Source organism: Ruegeria sp. CG1, from assembly GCF_056537265.1.
In genome coordinates, this window is record NZ_JBQFRF010000002.1 from 159,113 (window position 1) to 178,324 (window position 19,212).

Annotated in this window: 25 protein-coding genes; 8 read left to right on the forward strand and 17 right to left on the reverse strand. The window is 56.8% G+C overall.

Features of this window, described 5'->3' with window-relative positions:
* The first annotated feature begins 110 nt into the window (after window positions 1-110).
* A complete protein-coding gene (locus ACR0AU_RS06480; protein ID WP_170732569.1) occupies window positions 111-1,169 on the forward strand; it encodes a transporter substrate-binding domain-containing protein in 1,059 nt (352 codons plus the stop codon).
* Here ACR0AU_RS06480 and ACR0AU_RS06485 read toward each other — a convergent pair.
* Genes ACR0AU_RS06485 through ACR0AU_RS06495 form a run of 3 tightly spaced genes read right to left on the reverse strand, consistent with a single transcriptional unit; the run spans window position 1,166 to window position 2,383 of the window.
* The gene (locus ACR0AU_RS06485; protein ID WP_170399025.1) at window positions 1,166-1,510 is read right to left on the reverse strand and encodes a hypothetical protein; all 345 of its coding nucleotides are present in this window, start codon (window positions 1,508-1,510) and stop codon (window positions 1,166-1,168) included. The two genes, ACR0AU_RS06480 and ACR0AU_RS06485, sit on opposite strands and share 4 nt — an antisense overlap.
* A gap of 37 nt (window positions 1,511-1,547) precedes the next feature.
* Window positions 1,548-2,141, reverse strand: a complete 594-nt coding sequence (locus ACR0AU_RS06490) for a TetR/AcrR family transcriptional regulator (protein WP_480795432.1) — start codon at window positions 2,139-2,141, stop codon at window positions 1,548-1,550.
* Entirely contained in the window at window positions 2,141-2,383 is a 243-nt protein-coding gene (locus ACR0AU_RS06495) for a hypothetical protein (protein WP_480590948.1), read from the reverse strand. Before ACR0AU_RS06495 ends, ACR0AU_RS06490 begins: the two co-directional genes overlap by 1 nt.
* Window positions 2,384-2,525: 142 nt before the next feature.
* Between ACR0AU_RS06495 and ACR0AU_RS06500 the strand changes: the two genes are divergently transcribed.
* Complete coding sequence (locus ACR0AU_RS06500) at window positions 2,526-3,707, forward strand: aromatic ring-hydroxylating oxygenase subunit alpha (RefSeq protein ID WP_480795433.1); 1,182 nt, start codon at window positions 2,526-2,528, stop codon at window positions 3,705-3,707.
* A 52-nt stretch (window positions 3,708-3,759) separates the two neighbouring features.
* Here the strand turns inward: ACR0AU_RS06500 and dapD are convergent, their stop codons facing one another.
* The 5 genes from dapD to ACR0AU_RS06525 form a co-directional block, all read right to left on the reverse strand.
* On the reverse strand, window positions 3,760-4,587 hold the full coding sequence (gene dapD, locus ACR0AU_RS06505; protein ID WP_170399035.1) for a 2,3,4,5-tetrahydropyridine-2,6-dicarboxylate N-succinyltransferase: 828 nt from the start codon (window positions 4,585-4,587) through the stop codon (window positions 3,760-3,762).
* Between the two features lie 92 nt (window positions 4,588-4,679).
* Window positions 4,680-5,645, reverse strand: coding sequence for a biotin synthase BioB (gene bioB / locus ACR0AU_RS06510; RefSeq protein WP_170694183.1), 966 nt, complete (start codon window positions 5,643-5,645; stop codon window positions 4,680-4,682).
* On the reverse strand, window positions 5,638-6,225 hold the full coding sequence (locus tag ACR0AU_RS06515) for a biotin transporter BioY (RefSeq protein ID WP_170694021.1): 588 nt from the start codon (window positions 6,223-6,225) through the stop codon (window positions 5,638-5,640). The genes bioB and ACR0AU_RS06515 overlap by 8 nt, the downstream gene beginning before the upstream one ends.
* 122 nt (window positions 6,226-6,347) lie before the next feature.
* Window positions 6,348-6,947, reverse strand: coding sequence for a GntR family transcriptional regulator (locus tag ACR0AU_RS06520; protein ID WP_170508976.1), 600 nt, complete (start codon window positions 6,945-6,947; stop codon window positions 6,348-6,350).
* 44 nt (window positions 6,948-6,991) lie between these two features.
* Window positions 6,992-7,903, reverse strand: a complete 912-nt coding sequence (locus ACR0AU_RS06525; RefSeq protein WP_480795434.1) for a threonine/serine dehydratase — start codon at window positions 7,901-7,903, stop codon at window positions 6,992-6,994.
* 78 nt (window positions 7,904-7,981) lie between these two features.
* Between ACR0AU_RS06525 and ACR0AU_RS06530 the strand changes: the two genes are divergently transcribed.
* Window positions 7,982-8,824, forward strand: coding sequence for an LOG family protein (locus ACR0AU_RS06530; protein ID WP_170399048.1), 843 nt, complete (start codon window positions 7,982-7,984; stop codon window positions 8,822-8,824).
* 3 nt (window positions 8,825-8,827) lie between these two features.
* Window positions 8,828-9,925, forward strand: a complete 1,098-nt coding sequence (locus ACR0AU_RS06535; RefSeq protein WP_480795435.1) for a cystathionine gamma-lyase — start codon at window positions 8,828-8,830, stop codon at window positions 9,923-9,925.
* Here the strand turns inward: ACR0AU_RS06535 and ACR0AU_RS06540 are convergent, their stop codons facing one another.
* On the reverse strand, window positions 9,926-10,309 hold the full coding sequence (locus tag ACR0AU_RS06540; protein WP_170399056.1) for a hypothetical protein: 384 nt from the start codon (window positions 10,307-10,309) through the stop codon (window positions 9,926-9,928).
* A 159-nt stretch (window positions 10,310-10,468) separates the two neighbouring features.
* Between ACR0AU_RS06540 and ACR0AU_RS06545 the strand changes: the two genes are divergently transcribed.
* The 3 genes from ACR0AU_RS06545 (at window position 10,469) to ACR0AU_RS06555 (ending at window position 13,449) form a co-directional block, all read left to right on the forward strand.
* Window positions 10,469-11,386, forward strand: a complete 918-nt coding sequence (locus ACR0AU_RS06545; RefSeq protein WP_480795436.1) for a DnaJ C-terminal domain-containing protein — start codon at window positions 10,469-10,471, stop codon at window positions 11,384-11,386.
* On the forward strand, window positions 11,383-11,727 hold the full coding sequence (locus tag ACR0AU_RS06550; RefSeq protein WP_480795437.1) for a hypothetical protein: 345 nt from the start codon (window positions 11,383-11,385) through the stop codon (window positions 11,725-11,727). Before ACR0AU_RS06545 ends, ACR0AU_RS06550 begins: the two co-directional genes overlap by 4 nt.
* Before the next feature lie 63 nt (window positions 11,728-11,790).
* The gene (locus ACR0AU_RS06555; RefSeq protein WP_480795438.1) at window positions 11,791-13,449 is read left to right on the forward strand and encodes a U32 family peptidase; all 1,659 of its coding nucleotides are present in this window, start codon (window positions 11,791-11,793) and stop codon (window positions 13,447-13,449) included.
* A gap of 3 nt (window positions 13,450-13,452) precedes the next feature.
* On the opposite strand, the gene ACR0AU_RS06560 is transcribed toward ACR0AU_RS06555, so the two are convergent.
* From ACR0AU_RS06560 to ACR0AU_RS06580, 5 genes are all read right to left on the reverse strand, one after another.
* Window positions 13,453-14,076, reverse strand: coding sequence for a cytochrome P460 family protein (locus ACR0AU_RS06560; protein ID WP_170425939.1), 624 nt, complete (start codon window positions 14,074-14,076; stop codon window positions 13,453-13,455).
* A gap of 225 nt (window positions 14,077-14,301) precedes the next feature.
* Window positions 14,302-15,489, reverse strand: a complete 1,188-nt coding sequence (gene rlmN, locus ACR0AU_RS06565; protein ID WP_170562225.1) for a dual-specificity RNA methyltransferase RlmN — start codon at window positions 15,487-15,489, stop codon at window positions 14,302-14,304.
* A gap of 77 nt (window positions 15,490-15,566) precedes the next feature.
* Window positions 15,567-15,887, reverse strand: a complete 321-nt coding sequence (locus ACR0AU_RS06570; protein WP_480438911.1) for a lysozyme inhibitor LprI family protein — start codon at window positions 15,885-15,887, stop codon at window positions 15,567-15,569.
* 157 nt (window positions 15,888-16,044) lie between these two features.
* Entirely contained in the window at window positions 16,045-16,215 is a 171-nt protein-coding gene (locus ACR0AU_RS06575; protein ID WP_480795439.1) for a hypothetical protein, read from the reverse strand.
* A 176-nt stretch (window positions 16,216-16,391) separates the two neighbouring features.
* On the reverse strand, window positions 16,392-16,925 hold the full coding sequence (locus ACR0AU_RS06580; RefSeq protein ID WP_170399079.1) for an invasion associated locus B family protein: 534 nt from the start codon (window positions 16,923-16,925) through the stop codon (window positions 16,392-16,394).
* 179 nt (window positions 16,926-17,104) lie between these two features.
* Here ACR0AU_RS06580 and ACR0AU_RS06585 point away from each other — a divergent pair, with 179 nt between their 5' ends.
* The gene (locus ACR0AU_RS06585) at window positions 17,105-18,103 is read left to right on the forward strand and encodes an asparaginase (RefSeq protein WP_480795440.1); all 999 of its coding nucleotides are present in this window, start codon (window positions 17,105-17,107) and stop codon (window positions 18,101-18,103) included.
* A gap of 3 nt (window positions 18,104-18,106) precedes the next feature.
* Here the strand turns inward: ACR0AU_RS06585 and ACR0AU_RS06590 are convergent, their stop codons facing one another.
* From ACR0AU_RS06590 to ACR0AU_RS06600, 3 genes are read right to left on the reverse strand one after another with little or no spacing between them, the layout of a single operon-like run.
* The gene (locus tag ACR0AU_RS06590; RefSeq protein ID WP_170732582.1) at window positions 18,107-18,427 is read right to left on the reverse strand and encodes a YciI family protein; all 321 of its coding nucleotides are present in this window, start codon (window positions 18,425-18,427) and stop codon (window positions 18,107-18,109) included.
* A 22-nt stretch (window positions 18,428-18,449) separates the two neighbouring features.
* Complete coding sequence (locus tag ACR0AU_RS06595) at window positions 18,450-18,878, reverse strand: SRPBCC family protein (RefSeq protein WP_170399086.1); 429 nt, start codon at window positions 18,876-18,878, stop codon at window positions 18,450-18,452.
* Complete coding sequence (locus tag ACR0AU_RS06600) at window positions 18,866-19,195, reverse strand: metalloregulator ArsR/SmtB family transcription factor (protein ID WP_170732583.1); 330 nt, start codon at window positions 19,193-19,195, stop codon at window positions 18,866-18,868. The genes ACR0AU_RS06595 and ACR0AU_RS06600 overlap by 13 nt, the downstream gene beginning before the upstream one ends.
* Between the last annotated feature and the right edge of the window lie 17 nt (window positions 19,196-19,212).

Consider the following 19,212-nt stretch of genomic DNA (forward strand, 5'->3'; position numbering starts at 1 on the left):
GCCCAAGCGGCTTGATTTTGCACCCCAACAAAACATGAGCGTTGACCCAGCGGCTGCCTTGCCGCGCTGCCCTTAAGTGAGTTAGAGGGCCGCGAAACAGGTGATTCCACATGAAGCGTGTCTTCTTCGCATTGATCTGCCTGACTTTCGCGACTCTTGCGCAGCAAAGCCAGGCCCAGTCTCTTACGGTTACGACGGTAACCCGTCCTCCGTTCTCATTTGTCGAGGACGGTGCCCAGACCGGTTTCTCGATGGATCTTCTGGCGGCACTGTCTGAATCGCTCGGCTGGGAATACTCGATCAACCGCGTCGAGACATTTGGAGAAATGTTGGGCGCGGTTCAGGATGGCTCTGCCGATCTGGCGATCGCTAATATATCGATCACCGCCTTGCGCGAAACCCGAATGGATTTCACACAACCGATATTTGAGGCCGGATTACAGATCATGGTCCCGTCAGACGCCGCTCGCCAGCCATCGCTGTTGCACGCTTTGCTGTCTCGGGAATTGTTCATCGCCATCGGGCTGGCCTTTGCGATCCTGCTTGGTGGCGGCATGCTGATGTGGAGTTTTGAGAAACGCGCGCAGCCCTACTTTGATCGCAAATTGAATGAGGCGTGGTTCCCCTCGTTCTGGTGGGCCCTCAACCTAGTGGTGAACGGTGGCTTTGAAGAGCGGATGCCGCGCACCCCGTTTGGCCGCCTGTTGGGTGTAGTACTGGTGGTGTCATCCCTATTCATCGTCTCCGTTTTCACGGCCCGGATCACCTCGGTGATGACGGTGGACGCAATCACCGGCAGCGTCAATTCGGTCAACGACCTTTACGGCAAACAGGTCGGGACGATTTCCGATTCAACCGCCGCCAGTTTCCTGAACCGGCGCGAGATCGACTATACCGGCTATGGCGATCTGCAGGACATGCTGAACGCGTTTGAGAATAAGGATTTGGATGCGGTCGTTTTCGACGCTCCGATACTGTCCTATTATGCCAGCCACGAAGGGCGCAGAATGGCGACAATGACCGGGGGCATCTTCCTGCGTGAAAACTATGGGATCGCATTTCCAACCGGATCGCCATTGGTCGAAGACGTCAATCAGGCGCTGCTGTCCCTGCGCGAAGACGGCACCTATGACGAAATCTATCGCAAGTGGTTCGGGGTGAGAAACTAAGCAGTTTCCTCGTCGCCGAAGAATGGTGTCATCTGTGCCACGATAACCGCGTTTTCATCCAGCGCCCGTTGCATCAATGCCCGCTCATCCGGATCGATATCATGCCCTTGCGCCTCACGCTCGGCCAGGGTGCCATAGCCGGTGACATCCAGAGGTGCAGTATCGGCCTGCTTCAGGATCGCTACTGTCTCGCGCACGGCTTCGGCCTCGTCCACGCCGCTGGCAAAACACATCAACGCCGCCCCGGTCGCGCCTTCGGGCAGGCCGTCGCCATCTTTGCGACCGATCTGAACCAACAACGTATAGACTTGCTGGCGCGAAGGTTTTTTCTGCTTTTCCATAGTGCCCGCAATACGCTGGCCCGATGGCACGGTCAACTCAGTCGCAGGTGCTGGCGTATAGGTGGTCCAACAGCATCTGCGCTGCCACGCGCTGCGTGTCGCGCCATTCCGCCCGGGGTCGCAATGGCATCACAGCATCCGTATTGAAATAAATTGCGGACATACCCGCTGCCACGGCTTGGACCCCTTGCACATTGGCAGCAGGCAGTTCGTTCATGATTTCAGCAGCGATCCTTGCCTCGAAGTCATAGACAAACCCAAGCAAGGGTTCTCGCAAATCCGCGTGTCTTTCTGAGGCTGCGACCAAAGCGGCAAAAACCGCAGCACTTTCCGAAGAATAGGTGCCGCGTCCGAACAAAGCGTCCAGCATCGCTGCAACCCGATTAGTGCACGGCAGAGTGTCGAAGAGCGCCTCAACCTGATCCGCGAAGACTTTCAGGACGTGATCTAGCAGCTTGCGAACCATCTCATCCCGGTTGCCCAGATAGTGGCGCAGCAATGGCCGCCCGACGCCCGCCTCTTCTGATATGCGCGCCAGGGTCGAGCCATCCAGCCCGTACCGCGCGACACAACGCATAAATGCGTTCAGGATTTGCTCGGATCTGGCGTCTTTCATACTGGGACGGGGCATCAGAATCCGTTCGAAACTGGTGGAAAAACATCCGCCAGAACGTAGAGAACGCCCAAACCGATCCACAAACCCGTCAGCGACCAGAACAGTGCCGGATCTGTCGCGCGGTTTATCGGTTCGATCAAGAAGGCCTGCCCCGAGCGCACCGCCAAGAGCCCCCAAAATATGAACAACAGACCCCAAAGGCCGTAATACCCGGCGAAGGTCGAGACAAGAAGCGCCGCCAGAATTAGCAGTGTCATCCACCTTTGATTCCTCAGGGTTTGAATAAAAGTCATCCTGCCTCCAAGCGGGTTCAGAAAAATCTTAAGGTGAAATCTGGACATTCGAAGGTTTATTGTCAATATTGATGATTATCATTTTTGACAATAAACGGACTCGACAATGCCGCCTGACGCACTTCCGGATCAACCCAAGCAACAACTGCCGCGTGAGGCATATGTCTCTGACAGTTGGTATGAGGCCGAACAGAAAACCCTGTTCAGCAAGTGCTGGAGTTTTGCCGGCGTGACTATGGATTTCACCGAGCCTGGCGATTTCAGGACGATTCAGGCCGGGGCCTACGCTCTGATTGTCATAAGGGACGCAAATGGCGACTTGCGCGCCTTCCACAACCAATGCCGCCATCGCGGAACCGAGTTGTTGGAAGGTTGCGGCAACGCAGGCAAGACCATTGTCTGCCCTTATCACAACTGGGTCTACAATCTGGATGGCGCATTGCGCGGAGTACCAGCCCAGCGCGAGTGCTTTCCGGATCTGGACAAGAAGGCAACCGCGTTGTTCGGTGCCTCAGTCGGTGTCTTCCGCAACCTTGTTTTTGTTCACCCAGAACCGGATCAGAGCTTTGACGCGTGGCTTGGCGATCTGGCTCAAATACCTTGGCCTCATGATCTGGCATCAAGCGAGCTACAAGAGAACCCCGACGACGTGGTCTATGAGATCAACTGCAATTGGAAGGTCTTCTTTGAAAATGCAATCGATGGCTATCATCTGGCCTATCTGCACAAAGACACGTTGGGCGGGCCAACCCATGACAAGAATCTTTGGGAGGTTTCTGGCCACAACATGGTCTGGTGGTCGACCGAGCGCGAAGGCGTCAAACATCGTATCCCTCAGTTTGTTGAAAACTCGGCCAAAGGGTCCGGCCTGAAAACGGTACGGAATGCCGAAACGCCGGGCTATGGCGGGGTCTACATGCTGTTTCCGACCACGATCCTGACGCCAAACCCCTGGGGGTTTTCGATATCGACCATGGAACCGGTCGACGCCAACACAACTCTGCTGCGGGTCAGAAACTGGTCGCCTAAAGGCTGGTTCACCTATACGCATCGCGCGGCGGACATACCCGGATACGACCCGGAATCCGGTCGGATCAAATCCTCTCACTGGACCCAGCACCCACTGGAGACGGGGGATTTTCAGACCGAGGATGTCTGGGTGTGCGAAAAGATGCAGCGCGCCCTTCAATCGCCCCGATATCAAGTCGGCCCTCTGGCCAAAGGGGCCGGAGGTGAGGCGGCGATTGATTTCTTTCAGCAAACAGTGCTGGAGTTCATGCCAAAATAAGAAAGGCCGCAGAGCATGCACTCTGCGGCCTATTCAAACTGAAACGAGGGGATCAGTCGCGCAGTAGCTCATTGATCCCAGTTTTCGAACGGGTCTTTTCATCGACGCGTTTCACGATGACCGCGCAATACAGGCTTACATTGTTCTTGGACGGCATCGAGCCCGCAACAACCACCGAATAGGGCGGAACCTCGCCATACATGACTTCACCGGTTTCGCGGTCCACGATCTTGGTGGATTTACCGATGAATACGCCCATGCCCAGAACCGAACCCTCGCGGACGATGCAGCCTTCGACCACTTCCGAACGCGCACCGATAAAGCAGTTGTCCTCGATAATGGTCGGACCGGCCTGCATCGGCTCCAGTACGCCTCCAATGCCGACGCCGCCCGACAAGTGCACGTTCTTGCCGATCTGCGCGCAGGAACCAACGGTGGCCCAGGTATCAACCATCGTGCCTTCATCGACATAAGCGCCAAGGTTCACGAACGAGGGCATCAGCACCACACCAGGTGCGACATAGGCCGACTTGCGGACCACACAGTTTGGCACGGCGCGGAACCCTGCCGCGCGCCACTGGTTCTCTCCCCAGCCGGCGAACTTGCTGTCGACCTTATCCCACCAGCCGCCGTCTTGCGGGCCTCCGGTCTGGATTTCCATGTCCTTGATGCGGAACCCCAGCAGAACTGCTTTTTTCGCCCACTGGTTCACGTGCCAATCACCACTGTCGAGCTTTTCAGCCACCCGCAGCGAACCGCTGTCCAGCGCGCTCAGCGTGTCTTCGATTGCTTCTCGTTGCTCGCCGGTGGTCGCAGGGGTGATTGTGTCACGTACTTCCCAGGCGGCTTCGATGGCGGCTTCCAGTTGCGCATTGGACATGGGGCGTCTCCCTAGAGAATCTGTTCACGTTGATGTGGCCTATACGCAAGCGAGACCCATGGCGCAATGCGACGCGGATACCTCGGTTTGCGTCAATCATCGGTAAGTGCGCTGAGTGCGGCAAACATATCCCGGTCATTTTGGGTTCCGGCATTGGGTGCAGTCAGCAACACATCGCCGTAGAAAACCGAATTTGCACCAGCCAGAAAGCACAATGCCTGCTCGGCAGTTGAAAAGTCCGACCGTCCTGCCGACAGGCGCACCCGTGTTTGCGGCATGGTGATCCGCGCGGTCGCAACCATGCGCACCAGATCAAAAATGCCTACTTTTTCTAGATGCGCCAGTGGCGTGCCTTTGATCGGGATCAGCGCGTTTATCGGTACGCTTTCGGGATGCGGGTCAAAATTCGCAAGGACCTGCAACAGCGAGGCACGATCCCACAGGCTTTCACCCATACCGATAATGCCGCCGCAACACAGATCAATACCTTCGTCCCGGCAATAGCTGAGGGTCTCAAGACGATCCTGATAGGTACGAGTTCCAATAATCTCGCCATAGAATTCCGGCGAAGTATCCAGGTTATGATTGTACGCCGTAAGTCCCGCCTCGGCCAATCGTTTGGCCTGATGTGGCTTGAGCATGCCCAGTGTGACGCAAGCCTCCATGCCCAGATCACGCACGCCCCGCACCATGTCCAGCACATTGTCGAATTCTTCGCCGTCGCGCACCTGACGCCATGCAGCACCCATGCAAAACCGTTCAGCCCCCGCATCGCGCGCCCGTTTGGCAAGCGAGATGACATGCGCAGGGTTCATGAGCTTTTCCTTGGTCAGCTCGACCTCGCGATGATGAGCGGATTGCGGGCAATAGGCGCAATCCTCGGGACAACTTCCGGTTTTTATCGACAGCAGGCTGGCTTTTTGGATGTCGTTTGGATCGTGATACGTCCGGTGAACTACATTTGCGCGACCTACCAGATCCAACAGTGGGAGGCGCATCAGCGCCTCCACTTCATCCACGGTCCAATCGCTGCGGATATCTTGCCCGGTATCAAGCATCAGGCTGCGGCCCACGGATTTTCTGCATCAGACCCGTCGGCAGGCCAATCACGAGAACGGATGCCAATGCAATCTTCACGAGATCACCCAGAATGAAAGGGCTGAAACCGTAAACCAGAACCTTGTCTGCAGGCACGAACTGAGCCAACCAACCCAGACCCAGCGCATAGATCACCGCAAGTCCAGCCAGCATCGCCGGAACCAGAAACAGTTTGCGCAGATTGTCCGCGGCCCATCCAACCATGACCGAGGCGACCACGAAACCCAGCAAATAACCTCCGGTTCCGCCCATCATATAGGCCAGCCCGATGCCTTTTTCGGGCGTTCCGGCAAACACGGGCAAACCCACTGCCCCGGCGACCATGTAGCCGATCACGGTTGCAGAACCGAGACGCAACCCAAATGCCGCGGCGATAGCCATGACAGCGGCGACTTGAAGGGTCATGGGCACAGGCCAAAATGGCACCTGGACCTTGGCGCTGGCGGTCAAAAGAAGAATACCCATCGCGACACGAAGGATCTGACCCGCAGGGGTTATTGCTCCGGCGGCCGGAAGGGTGGATTGCAGAGTGGCTTTCATTGTCTTTCTCTTTTTTATAGATAATATTTCATCGATTAGAAGATGATCATCATTTTTATCTATTAAAAATCAAGTCAAATCTGTACGGGATGCACAGATTGTAGTTTCAAAGGCAGAAAGTATCAGCTTGCACGACGGATATGGCGCACAAGTATCGAGGTTGCGGCGGAAACGTCTTTACTCTTCAGCGCCTGAATGATCGCAGCGTGATCCGTATCGACGCGCTGCACCCATTTGGGCCGCCAATGTGCAAACAGGTGCCTGGCACTGGCGATGTGCAGGTCATCGACAGAATGCAAAAGGCGGGGCAACCCGCATGGTGTCAGGATGGCACGATGAAACACCCTGTTCCGGGCCTCCCACTGAGGCATGCTCTCTGCCTCATCACACGCCTTTCGTGCATCATCAGCGGCCTTCAGAGCAGATGGAGTCATGTTTTGCACGGAATGCTGCATTGCCAGCGTTTCCAGCGCGACACGCATTTCGATCACCTCACGCACTTCGGCAGGGTCCAACGCGGTGACGCGCATGCCCTTTCGCGGCTCGCTTTTGGCCAATCCATGCGCCTCAAGCCGCAGCAGTGCTTCGCGCACCGGCACATGGCTGGTCTCAAAGTCGCGCGCGATATGGTCCTGACGCAGCTTTTCACCGGCAGGAAGATCGCCGGTGATGATTTTCTGGCTCAGGGCATTATAGATTGTGTCGGCAATGGTTGCGGTCATGAATTATAGATAAAATCCATGAACAACATCTACAAGCCGTATTCTCAACCCGTTAGCGGATCTGGCGCGATGTTCCCGCCGCAAATCAGCACTGCGACACGCTCACCCGGCTCCGGCTGGTAAGCGCCCGAAATCAGTGCGGCAAGCGCAGCAGCCCCTGCTGGTTCAACCAGTATTCGATGCGTCTGCCACAGAGTATTCTGGGCTTGCGCTATCGCATCATCAGAAACCAGAACCGAACTCATACCTTGGGCCAGCCCAAAGCAAATCTCACCAATTCTCCGTGCGCCCAGTGCGTTCGCTGCGATGCCCGAAACGGAAACATCAACCGGTTCGCCCGCAGCCAACGCCGCATTCAGCGCGCAAGAGGTTTCCGGTTCGACCGCCACGACTTTGCGCGCACCCTGAAACCATGCCAAAGCTCCGGCAATCAGCCCACCGCCGCCCACGGCCACCAATACTGTGTCCGCCTGCAAGCCCTGCGCGTCCCATTCAGCAAAACATGTCCCCTGCCCTGCCACCGTCGCTGGCGCATCATAGGCGTGGATTTGCATGGCGCCGGTGCTTTCCTCATGCGCCTGCGCCATGGTCAGTGCATTGGCGTATTCACCCGAAACAACACTCAGATCAGCCCCGATCCGCTTGATCAGCGCAATCTTGGAGGGACCTGCAAGTTCGGGCACAAAAATCTTCGCTGGGTAGCCCAGTGATTGCGCGGCATAAGCCGCTGCAGCACCGTGGTTGCCACCGGAAGCCGCCACGACGCCTGCCGCGGGCACATCCATGCTGAGCAGGGTATTGAACGCCCCGCGCGCTTTGAAGCTGCCGGTGTGCTGCATATGTTCAAGCTTTATTTCAATCGGATAGCCCGGAATGTGGCTTTCCATCACTGGCGTGACCTGTGCGTGTCCGGCAATGCGGTCCCGCGCTGCCAATATTTCACTTTTCCAATCCATTCTTGTCTTTCCGTGACTGGCACTCTGCCCGCGAACCCTATAGCTGTTTTGGAAACACGCAAGCAGGGAACCCCGTTTATGAGAGAAGATCGCCTCAGCCCCTTTCGCGACGCACAGACCGACCGCTCCACCGCGAGCGAAGTGCCGGATACGCCGCAGACGCGGTCTTCGGCCTACCGACTTGCTTTCGCTGATGATGACTTCCTGTGTCGGGATGAGCTGCGCCCCGTTCGCCTGCAACTCGAACTGCTAAAGCCCGAAATGATCATGACCGAGCGTGAGATCACCTCGACCATCGTCATGTTCGGTGGCGCGCGCATTCCGGAACCCGCTCAGAAACACACGGCGCGGACCGAGACCTTGGCCGGGCTGTCAAAATACTACGATGAAGCGCGTGAGTTTGCACGGCTGATGACCGAGAAGTCAAATCAGACAGGCTGCCGCGAAAATGTGATCGTCACCGGTGGCGGCCCCGGCGTGATGGAGGCGGGTAACCGTGGTGCACAGGATGCAGGCGGGTGTTCGATCGGCCTGAACATCGTGCTTCCGCACGAACAGGCTCCGAACCTGTATGTAACGCCCGATCTCAGCTTCAATTTCCACTACTTCGCCATCCGCAAGATGCACTTCCTTATGCGCGCTCGCGCCATCACCATCTTCCCCGGTGGCTTCGGCACCATGGATGAGCTGTTCGAATCCCTGACCTTGATCCAGACCGGCCGCATGGATCGCGTCCCTTTCCTGCTGTTCGGGCGTGAGTTCTGGGAAAAGGTCATCAACTGGGAAGCGCTGGCCGATGCGGGCACGATCTCGGACGAGGATCTTGACCTGTTCCGCTTTGTCGACACTGCGCAAGAGGCAGTCGAGATCATCGAGAACTGGGAACCCGCGCCCCCACGCGATGAAATACCGGGGCGCTGAGCCATGAGCCCGAAGACCGGAGAAATGTTGCACTTGCGCGGGAATGCTCTGAACAAGGGCGAGCCTGTGGCCCTGCCGTTGACCCAAAGCAGCATGTACCATCTGCCCGGCGCGCCGGATGGGCATGCCAGCTATGGCCGGGTCGACAACCCGACCTGGGTGCATCTGGAACACGTTCTGTCGCATCTCGAAGATGCACCCTGCCTCAGCTTTCCTTCGGGTATGGGTGCGATTTCGGCGGCCTTGTTTGCGACGGTCCAAGCCGGGTCACGGCTGCTGATCCCGTCCGACGGGTATTATGTGACGCGCCTTTTGGCTGATCGGTTCCTGTCAAATCTGGGCGTCTCGGTTATCGAACGCCCAACCACCGACTTTGCCGAAGGTGGCTTTGATGAATTCGATGTGGTGTTTCTGGAAAGCCCCTCGAACCCCGGTTTGGACATGCTTGATCTGCCAGTAATCGCCGAGGCCGTGCGCGAGGCCGGCGGCATCACCATCGCCGACAACACAACGATGACCCCATTGGGCCAGCGCCCACTGGACCTTGGCGTCGATGTGGTTGTGAGTTCAGATACCAAAGCGATGGGTGGGCATTCGGACCTGTTGATGGGTCATTTAGCCAGCCGCGATCCGCAAATCATGGAGCGAGTTGAGGAATGGCGCCGCGTCTCCGGTGCGATCCCGGGGCCACATGAAGCGTGGTTGCTACATCGGGGTTTGGAGACTCTGGATGTGCGGTTTGATCGGATGTGTAGCTCAGCACAAATACTGGCTGAACGGCTGGCGGCGCACCCGTCCGTGAAACAGATCCGCTATCCCGGACTGACCGATGATCCGGCGCACACATTGGCGACGGCTCAAACCACGCGCTTCGGGTTTCTGCTAAGCATCACGCTTGAGACCGAGACCAAAGCCGAACAGTTCATCAACAGCTGCCCACTGCTGCGTCCGGCTACATCCTTCGGCGGCGTCCACAGTTCGGCCGAGCGGCGCGCCCGTTGGGGGGATGCTGTCGATCCTGCTTTCATCCGCCTGTCCGTGGGGTGCGAACCGGTGGACGAGTTGTGGCAGGCCATCGAGGCCAGTTTAGACGCGATATGACTATTTCTTAGGGTCGCGCAGTTCGGGAAACACGTAGATCGGCAGCACAATACTGCCGATCAGAGCGCCCAACCATACCAGCAAGGTTGCGGCCAACAGATTTGAGATACCGCCAATGGTCAGACCGGATGTGATCAGATCGGTGACCAGAAGGCCAACAAAGGTCACGATCAAGGCAATTCCGCCCTTCAGCGCCGGTGCCTTCTTTTCCCCCAGCTTCAGGATCAGCGGTTCGGCTATCACCTGGACCAGGGTGAACACGACTACCACCACGATGAAGGAAATCGGTCGGATCGCAAACTCTGACAGCAGCAAACTGGCCAACAACAGCCCGATGGCGTTCCCAGCCAGCAATGCCAGCACCGATTTGAGCCTGCGCGTCATGGGGTGATCTCCGTCAATGATCAATCTGAAACATCTTAATATTAGCAGAGCTTGACAGATTTACGAGACAATTTAGCCGCCTCTTCTTTTTTTGACCTGTTGAAATCAATTGATAAAATACCTTCATCAAGGCCAAACCCCACATCGACGAGAGGCAAGATGAGCGACGACCCCTATTCCGTACTTGGCGTCGCCAAAGACGCCAGCGATGCCGAGATCAAGAAAGCCTACCGGAAGATCGCCAAAGAATGCCACCCGGACCTCAAGCCGGGCGATGCCGAGGCAGAGGCCAAGTTCAAAGCCGCTGCTGCTGCTTATGACCTGCTGAAAGACCCCGAGACGCGCCAACGCTACGACAATGGCGAAATTGATGCGTCGGGTCAGGAACGTCCGCAGCAGCAGTATTATCGCGAATATGCCGAGGCTGCAGGCAACCCTTATCGCGGTCACGCGGCTGAACAGGACGATATGTCCGACATCTTTGCCGAATTCATGCGCGGGCGGGGTGGATATGGACAGCGCACGCAGGAGTTCCATGCACCGGGCCACAACTTGAACTACTCGCTGCAGATCAGTTTTCTGGACGCCGTTTTCGGAGCCAGCCAGAAATTGACCCTGCCAGATGGGAACCGGATTGAAGTGAAGATACCTGCGGGTATCACGACCGGGCAAACCATCCGCCTGCGTGGCAAAGGGGCCCCGGGGTACGGCGATGGGCCTCCCGGCGATGCGCTTGTGACGATCTCGGTTGCGGATCACCCGGTGTTCGACCGTCAGGGCGATGACATTCACATCACGCTGCCCATCACCATTGATGAGGCCGTTCTGGGTGGCAAGGTTCCCGCCCCCACCATCGACGGTGGCGTCAATGTCAGTGTCCCAGCGGGGACCAGCAGCGGCAAAACCCTGCGCCTGCGTGGCAAAGGGGTCAAGAAACGCGGCTCGTCCGAGCGGGGCGATCAGTTCATTGAACTGACCGTCACAATGCCAGACAAGGTAGACGATGAATTGAAGCACTTCATGGAGACATGGCGCGAAACCCACGGCTATGATCCGCGCAAAGGAATGCCGTCATGAGCCGCACATTGACCGAAGCCGAACTGATCGACGCCATCGCCCGCCTGACTTCGGATCGCCTGACCGAATATCTGGCCGCTGAGATCGTGATCCCCGAGCAATCGGAGCAAGGGCTGCGATATCAGCGTATCGACGTTGCTCGTCTGGAACTGGCATGCGAACTGCATGACCAGTACGACATGGAGGCCGATGCACTGTCGATGATGATCTCTCTGATCGACCAGATGCATGGGCTGCGCGCCGAACTGCGCGAGGTTTTGAACGCGGTCGAGGCGCAACCGGAACCGGTTCGCCAAAAACTGATCGAAGTGATCGGAACAGCGCGATTCCGTCGCAGTTAACGGGGTTTTGGGAGCCGGGATTTTAGCGTAGAAGGCGCCCTTGATCCTTAGCCCGGTATCCCCATGACCCAGTCCAGATCCGAATTGCTGATGCCTGCGGGCAATCTGCGTAAGTTGAAACTCGCCATCCTCTATGGCGCGGATGCGGTCTATTTGGGCACACCGGATATGTCGCTGCGGACAAAGTCCGAGTTCTCGCTGCAAGAGGTGATAGAGGGAGTCGAGTTTTGCCACAACCATGGCCGGCGCGCGTACCTGACGCTGAACCTGTTCTCGCACAATAAGGACATTCCGAAGCTGGACGAATACATCGACACTGTCCGCAAGGTGAAACCTGACGGGCTGATCATCGCCGACCCCGGAGTGTTCCAATACGTCCGCGAACGCGCGCCGGAACTGCCGCTGCATATCTCGACCCAGGCCAATATCTGTTCGTGGTTGTCGGTGAAGTTCTGGCAGGATCAGGGGGCCGAGCTTGTGGTTCTGGCCCGCGAAGTCTCATACCCCGAACTAGTCGAGGTTCGCGAGAAATGCCCCGATATCAAGCTTGAGGCGTTTGTGCACGGGGCCATGTGCATGACCTATTCGGGCCGCTGCCTACTGTCGAACTTCATGGCCGAACGCGGGGCCAATCAGGGCAACTGCGCCAATTCCTGCCGCTGGAACTATGGTCTGAAACTGCGCCTCAAAGATGGCACGCATCAGGAGCTGCGCATTACCGATGAAAACGCCGACCTATTCGAATTCCTGCTGGAAGAAGGCTGTCGCCCCGGTGATTTGATGCCCATCGAAGAGGATGATCGGGGATCCTACATCCTCAATTCCCGCGACCTGTGCATCATGCCCAAGCTGGATGAATACTTGAAGATCGGTGTCGACAGTCTGAAAGTCGAAGGGCGCGGCAAATCGGAGTATTATGCCGCCATCGTCGCGCGCGCCTATCGTATGGCCATCGACGACTATCACGCCGACCCCGAGAACTGGGACCCGAAGCCCTATATGCGTGAACTCGAAACAGTCGGGAACCGCGGCTACACGCTGGCTTTCCACGAAGGCCGCCTGACCAATTATGCACATGACTACGAACACACAGCCTCGATCGCGCAGTGGGAATATGCCGGGATCGTCACCGAGGTGACCGAGGATGCCTTTCTGGTCGAGGTAAAAAACAAGCTGGAACCGGGGGATGTATTGGATTTCGTCTCTCCGATTTCGCGCGAGACGGTTCTGCTGCGGGTCTATGACTTTGAACGCGCTCATGATGGGGCGCGGCTGGACGTTGTGCATGGCAGTACCAAAACCATCATCCGCCTTCCCTTCACCCTGTTCGATCACGAGGATATCGACGATCTGCGCACCCGTTTCCCGGTCTACTCCGTCCTGCGCAAAGAACGTGCCCTGACCGACGAACACTGGAGTCGCATTCGGTTTGACAAGCTGGTGCAGGGGCTGGAAACCTCAGGTCGCGACAACCCTAAGGCCTATACCCGCCGTCGTGACGAGCTGGTCGAGAAAATCGGCGAAGACGGCAATGAGCGCCGCTTCAAAACCAATCGTATCGGAACCGAGGGATGTTGCGGCAAAGGCTGCAACGGCTGTTTGATCTTCTGGCAGGATGAGAAATACGCGCTCGCCCGCGAGGTCCTATCCAAACGCAGACAGGGTGAGCAGCTGAGCCGTCAGGAAGCGACTGAGCTGAAGCTGCCTGATCCTGCGGCCTGAAGATCACTCTGCGACACGATACTCTTCGGGTACGTAAAACGTATAGTCCCGGTCCGCGACGGCCTCGTGGCAGACATGGCAATAATCGACCTCTGACGCGCGAAAGCCCATCGTATCACCGAACAGCGAACCGTCCGGCATCACCATGATATAACGCCAGTCGGCTGTTTCCGGGTTGGTGCCTTCTGGCAGTTTCTCCATCACGAACAAGGCACCGGGATGGATATTGCCCTCATCTGTGACAGTCATACTGTCTTTGGCCAGGACCGAGCCCGCAGGCAGCTCTTCGCCTTCTTGCAATGTGCCGTAATTGTGGGCCATGCGGTTCGCATAGCTGTTGACATAGCGCTGCCCATGCGTGGCCGAGATGTAGGGCGCATCGTTGAACAACGGCCAGTTCTGATAGTTTCGGATCAAGTCCATCTGTGCCGCCGCATAACCCCGCGACATGCGTCGTATCAATGACTGATAGTGTTTCTGCGCTTGCTCCTTGGTCAGATCGGCTGGGTTTTCAATCGCCAAATGCGCATCCTGATCTTTGGTCTGAGCAGATGCCGCGTGGAGAACAAATCCCGAGATCGCCAGAACAGCCGCGATACCCAAGACTTGCCGGTGACTTACAATCATATTGTGGCCTCCCTGACTGATCAGTTCGCCTAAATGCCGCTTTGCTTCAGAAAAATGGTAGCGGCCTTAATTGGTGTTACCAGCACCGCCCCGGCAATCTCACCACCTTGTGTCTGTCGGTGAGTTCCCCATCCAGAGCGGGTCTGCGCCGAAGATACCAAATTTTGAACAAGGAAACAGCACTCAATTCATTAAGTTTTTCGCGTGAAGCCACGGCGCATGCCCTTAGCGGTTTAGCCCGGCTTCAGCCTCGATCTGCTTTCGCGATTTCCGGGCCCGTTCGGTGGCCGATTTTAACTGGCCGCAGGCCGCCATGATATCCTCACCCCGCGTTTTGCGGATGGGTGAGGCATAGCCCGCCTGATAGATGATGTTGGCAAAGGCCCGGATGCGATTGTTCGAGCTGCGCTTGTAGGGCGCGCCCGGCCATTCGTTGAACGGGATCAGGTTGATCTTGGCCGGGATGTTATGGCGCTTGATATGAGCGATCAGACGATGAGCGTCTTCGTCGCTGTCGTTCACGCCATCCAGCATCACGTATTCGAACGTGATCCGTTCAGAATTCGACGCGTTGGGATAGCTGGCCAACGCCTGCAGCAGTTCCTCGATATTCCAGCGCTTGTTGATCGGAACAAGTACGTCGCGAGTTTCATCAGTGGTGGCGTGGAACGAGATCGCCAACAGGCATCCAATTTCTTCAGCCGTGCGCGCGATCTCGGGTACCACACCCGAGGTCGACAGCGTGATGCGGCGACGGGACAGAGAAATCCCCTCGGGGTCCATCGCGATCTTCATTGCGTCACGGACGTTTTCAAAGTTGTAAAGCGGCTCGCCCATACCCATCAGCACGATATTTGACAGCAGGCGTGTTTCATCTTTGGGCGCACCCGGTGTTGGCCATTCCTCAAGATCGTCACGCGCCATCATGACCTGCCCGACAATTTCGGCCGCTGTCAGGTTGCGCACCAATTTCTGCGTGCCCGTGTGGCAGAAGGAGCAGGTCAGAGTACAGCCCACCTGAGATGAAATGCATAGAGTTCCGCGATCATCTTCAGGGATATAGACAACCTCAACCTCATGCCCGCCCGCGATGCGGCACAGATACTTGCGGGTGCCGTCCTCTGAAACCTGGCGGGTCACGACTTCGGGGATTTCGATTACGAACTGCTCGGCCAGTTGCGTGCGATAGGCCTTGGCCAGATTGGTCATCTCACCAAAATCACGCACACCCCATTGGTAGATCCATTGCCAAATCTGCCCCGTGCGCATCTTCGCCTGCTTTTCGGGCGTGCCGTGTTCAATTAGCGCCTCACGCAATTGATCGCGGGTCAAACCGACAAGGTTCATCTTCCCCTCGGGCAGTTTGCGGGGGATGGTCATGACGTCTTGAGTGATCGGCGCTTTGGGCGACATTGGCGTATCTCGGTGGATTCTGGCTTGGGATGCGCCTCTATATAGGAACACACGTAAAGATCAAAAGAATTCGTGCTTCAATTTGCGTAACGCAACAATTCGTCAACCCGCGCCCGGCCAAGGTCAACCCGACAGGCTGTGATGGCGATCCCCGTACCCGATCCTCCGCCGAACGAAGCACCTACCGCTTCGCACTGCGCATCGCGATAGGCCACCCACGCGTTTTGCGAGGCCTCCAGCGCAGGCACAGCAACGACCCGTCCAGTGACCTCGTCCAGTTCTTGTGCGGAGCCAAGCGCCAGCGAATAGCTGGAGTCTATCGCAGCGTTTACCCGCAATTCCATATCCGAAACACAAGATCCAATTTCCACCTGCGAACCGGCGTCAATACACTCCATAGTTGGATCCGCAATTGCGGATATCGGAAACATCAAAAAAACAAATGCCCATCGCATCCATCAATCCTCCAGACAGAGATATCTGTCTATCACGGATCAAGATGCGCGCCCAATCAAGATGGGCCACTAAAGCAGAAACTTAAGCGGCCCACTGTTGTTAGTTTACTGCGGGCGGGATGTTGCAATCTTCTGCATCCAGGGTCTTTACGGGATCTTCCGGACCACATTGCTCACCCGTTATCGGATAGGTTTCCGATCCTTTCTCACAACCTGCAAGGATCACCGCAGACGCCATCAAGAGCACTGCCAGGTTTTTGCTTAAGTTCATTGCCGACTCCTCAACAAATTCTGAACTAATTAGTTCAGAAAACGGGGACGCAGGCTTTGACACGGATCAAGAAACACCGCTCTACGTAGCGTAAATTTCTGAAAACACACAGGATCGGACCAAACAAATAAAACCCCGCCGGAAAGCGGGGTTTCGGAATTTGATCTGCTTGTGGCTTAGTTCGTGCAGCGCGTTTCCGCGTCTTCAATCGCGGCCGTAAAGCCCAGCAACGAGAAAGTGTCCTTGGTCTGCGTACCACGTTCCGAACGGGCGGTCAGCACCGCCTCACTTCCGCGCTTCATCGCTGTGACGATCTTGGCATCATCCGAGGCGGTCGCAGGCCATGCCCACTCACCATCGGTGAACAGCTCGAACTCGCTGCCATCGACAACCAAATTGACAGTAGAACCAGACGCAAACGGATAGCCGCCGGTAAAGGTCACCTGCCCTTTAACCTCGGCATTCGGGCGATAGAACACAAACAGCAGGATATCGCTGCGCCGAACGGAAACGACCCGGCCACCGCGTGTGTTCACGGTCTCTTTCGGGGCAGATACGCTCCAGCATTCGGTTGGGTCGTCCTCGACAAACACGCTCCAGTCCGTTTTTGCAGCGACGCGATTGGTACTGGTCGCCTGCTGCGCAATTGCCGTTGTCGCCATTCCTGCCATGCACAGGCCCGCGATCACGCGGACGAGCTTTAATCCCATCGGTTCAGCCTCCTAGCCCGACCTATTACCTCATACCCATCGGAAATACGTGCGAACTCTGCCGGTTCGTCTGTTCAGTTGCGTATTCCGATGATTGTCGACATACACACACTAACGCAGGTTTCGCCACAGGCGAAAGGGCGATTGGCAGATTTTTGCGCATGATTGATGGGGTGGACATGACACAAGCCGTACCAATGACAGAACTCTGGCGCGGGTCACTGTTGGAAAGCCTGCATATGGGCCATGCAGTGGTCTGTGACGATAGTGGTCAGATCGTGCGCAGCTGGGGTGATCCAAACGCGGTGATCTATCCCCGCTCCTCGGCCAAAATGATCCAGGCCCTACCGCTGATCACCTCGGGAGCAGCTGCAAAATACGGTTTGAACAGCGAACATCTGGCCTTGGCCTGCGCTTCACATAACGGGGCGCATATCCATACTGACCGCGTGTCCGCCTGGCTCGATCACCTCGGCCTGTCCGAGCCCGATCTGCGCTGCGGCCCGCAGGAACCTGCCGACATGGCGGCCCGTGACGGGCTGATACTGGCAGATGACACGCCTTGCCAGATTCACAACAACTGCTCAGGCAAGCATTGCGGCTTCCTGACTTTGGCGCAGCATATGGGGGCCGGGCCGGAATACCTGGAAATAGATCATCCTGTTCAGCAGGCCTGCCTGTCTGCCATCGAAGAAACCACAAGCGAAACCAGTCCCACCTACGGAATCGACGGGTGCTCCGCCCCAAATTTTGCGACATCACTGGTAGGGCTTGCGCGATCAATGGCTTGGTTTGCCTCTGCCGCAGACCGTTCGGACCGCTCCAGCGAAGCAGCGGTGCAGCTCACAGAAGCGATGGTGAAACATCCCGAACTTGTCGCAGGTGAAACTCGCGCTTGTACCGAGTTGATGCGAGCGATGAACGGGCGCGTTGCAATCAAGACAGGGGCCGAGGCCGTCTTTGTTGCCATCATCCCTGAAAAGCGCATGGGCGTTGCGCTAAAAATCACTGACGGCACTACCCGCGCCAGCGAATGCGCCATCGCCGCGATTCTAGTGCATTTAGGTGTGCTAGAGGCCGATCACCCGGCCACCCGCAAATTCATGAACGCCACGCAATACAGCCGCCGCGGGCTGGAATGTGGTGTAATCAAACCCTCACCGGGATTCCCCGGCTGAGGCTTACATCTCGATCTCGTGCACCTCGGCCACTTCGACCGAGCCCGAGCCATTCACGACCATCGGGCAGCCTTTGGCCAATTCGGTTGCAGTCTCAATGCTGTCGGCCTTCACCACCGTGAAACCTGAGGCCGGATTTGATCCGCCATTGTCTTCAACCCCTCCGCTGCTGACCGTGTAGGACTGGCCTACAGGATTTCCCGGAATCTCTAATGAGCCGCCGATTTCCTGAAACCAAGCGCCCCAAGCGGCCATGGTCGCCTCGATCTCGGCGGGATCGGTTGGGGTGTGACCCCCGTGATAAACAAACAAATATTGGGGCATATCGCTCCTCCCTGATGAAAACCTATTTGCAAAGTGCTTCGAGTTTGCGCAGCGACGATGTCCAGCCTTCGTTGTGGTTCGTGGCCGATTCGGCATCGACAAGTTCACGGTGATCAACCACCAGCCGTGATCCGCTGTTGGTCGCGGTAACCGAAAAGGTCACATGGCTTTCCGCACCGCGCTGGTCCTGATCGTCATGCCAAGCCCACGTAAATCCAACAGATTTTGGTCGATCGATATGGGTAACGTGACCCGAGACTTTGAACTGCTGACCCTCGCCATTCTGCATAACCGAATACCAGGGACCAATGCGCGAAAAGTCGAGATCATGTTCCGGTACATGCAACCCTTCGGGCCCCCACCACTGCAGAAGCTTCGCACCATCGCTGACCCATGCGAACAGGACCTCGGGACTAACGGGAAAATCTCGTTCCAGTTTCAGGTCGGCCATGAATTTTCCCTTTCAATAAGCTCTTCCAAACGGTCGAGGCTGCTTTCCCAGAACTGCCGTTTGGAAATCGTCCATTCGGCTATCGCGCGCAGCCCCTCGGGCTGCACCGAATACATCCGTTGCGTGCCGTGTACCCGCTGTTGCACCAACCCGGCCTCGCGCAAAACCTTCAAATGGCGCGAGATCGCGGCCCCTGACATGCCCTTGCCTTCTATCAAATTACCGACGGGCAGTTCGCCTTCGTCCATCAGTTGCTCGACAATCGAGAACCGAGTGGCATCAGACAAAGCGGAGAATGTTACCAGAAGCGTATTCATGGCTTTATTTAACACAA

Excerpts from the sequence above, each read along its gene's own strand:
- ACR0AU_RS06480 (WP_170732569.1), top strand. The coding sequence starts at position 111 with ATGAAGCGTGTCTTCTTCGCATTGATCTGCCTGACTTTCGCGACTCTT.
- ACR0AU_RS06485 (WP_170399025.1), bottom strand. The coding sequence starts at position 1,510 with ATGGAAAAGCAGAAAAAACCTTCGCGCCAGCAAGTCTATACGTTGTTG.
- ACR0AU_RS06490 (WP_480795432.1), bottom strand. The coding sequence starts at position 2,141 with ATGCCCCGTCCCAGTATGAAAGACGCCAGATCCGAGCAAATCCTGAAC.
- ACR0AU_RS06495 (WP_480590948.1), bottom strand. The coding sequence starts at position 2,383 with ATGACACTGCTAATTCTGGCGGCGCTTCTTGTCTCGACCTTCGCCGGG.
- ACR0AU_RS06500 (WP_480795433.1), top strand. The coding sequence starts at position 2,526 with ATGCCGCCTGACGCACTTCCGGATCAACCCAAGCAACAACTGCCGCGT.
- dapD (WP_170399035.1), bottom strand. The coding sequence starts at position 4,587 with ATGTCCAATGCGCAACTGGAAGCCGCCATCGAAGCCGCCTGGGAAGTA.
- bioB (WP_170694183.1), bottom strand. The coding sequence starts at position 5,645 with ATGCTTGATACCGGGCAAGATATCCGCAGCGATTGGACCGTGGATGAA.
- ACR0AU_RS06515 (WP_170694021.1), bottom strand. The coding sequence starts at position 6,225 with ATGAAAGCCACTCTGCAATCCACCCTTCCGGCCGCCGGAGCAATAACC.
- ACR0AU_RS06520 (WP_170508976.1), bottom strand. The coding sequence starts at position 6,947 with ATGACCGCAACCATTGCCGACACAATCTATAATGCCCTGAGCCAGAAA.
- ACR0AU_RS06525 (WP_480795434.1), bottom strand. The coding sequence starts at position 7,903 with ATGGATTGGAAAAGTGAAATATTGGCAGCGCGGGACCGCATTGCCGGA.
- ACR0AU_RS06530 (WP_170399048.1), top strand. The coding sequence starts at position 7,982 with ATGAGAGAAGATCGCCTCAGCCCCTTTCGCGACGCACAGACCGACCGC.
- ACR0AU_RS06535 (WP_480795435.1), top strand. The coding sequence starts at position 8,828 with ATGAGCCCGAAGACCGGAGAAATGTTGCACTTGCGCGGGAATGCTCTG.
- ACR0AU_RS06540 (WP_170399056.1), bottom strand. The coding sequence starts at position 10,309 with ATGACGCGCAGGCTCAAATCGGTGCTGGCATTGCTGGCTGGGAACGCC.
- ACR0AU_RS06545 (WP_480795436.1), top strand. The coding sequence starts at position 10,469 with ATGAGCGACGACCCCTATTCCGTACTTGGCGTCGCCAAAGACGCCAGC.
- ACR0AU_RS06550 (WP_480795437.1), top strand. The coding sequence starts at position 11,383 with ATGAGCCGCACATTGACCGAAGCCGAACTGATCGACGCCATCGCCCGC.
- ACR0AU_RS06555 (WP_480795438.1), top strand. The coding sequence starts at position 11,791 with ATGACCCAGTCCAGATCCGAATTGCTGATGCCTGCGGGCAATCTGCGT.
- ACR0AU_RS06560 (WP_170425939.1), bottom strand. The coding sequence starts at position 14,076 with ATGATTGTAAGTCACCGGCAAGTCTTGGGTATCGCGGCTGTTCTGGCG.
- rlmN (WP_170562225.1), bottom strand. The coding sequence starts at position 15,489 with ATGTCGCCCAAAGCGCCGATCACTCAAGACGTCATGACCATCCCCCGC.
- ACR0AU_RS06570 (WP_480438911.1), bottom strand. The coding sequence starts at position 15,887 with ATGGAGTGTATTGACGCCGGTTCGCAGGTGGAAATTGGATCTTGTGTT.
- ACR0AU_RS06575 (WP_480795439.1), bottom strand. The coding sequence starts at position 16,215 with ATGAACTTAAGCAAAAACCTGGCAGTGCTCTTGATGGCGTCTGCGGTG.
- ACR0AU_RS06580 (WP_170399079.1), bottom strand. The coding sequence starts at position 16,925 with ATGGGATTAAAGCTCGTCCGCGTGATCGCGGGCCTGTGCATGGCAGGA.
- ACR0AU_RS06585 (WP_480795440.1), top strand. The coding sequence starts at position 17,105 with ATGACACAAGCCGTACCAATGACAGAACTCTGGCGCGGGTCACTGTTG.
- ACR0AU_RS06590 (WP_170732582.1), bottom strand. The coding sequence starts at position 18,427 with ATGCCCCAATATTTGTTTGTTTATCACGGGGGTCACACCCCAACCGAT.
- ACR0AU_RS06595 (WP_170399086.1), bottom strand. The coding sequence starts at position 18,878 with ATGGCCGACCTGAAACTGGAACGAGATTTTCCCGTTAGTCCCGAGGTC.
- ACR0AU_RS06600 (WP_170732583.1), bottom strand. The coding sequence starts at position 19,195 with ATGAATACGCTTCTGGTAACATTCTCCGCTTTGTCTGATGCCACTCGG.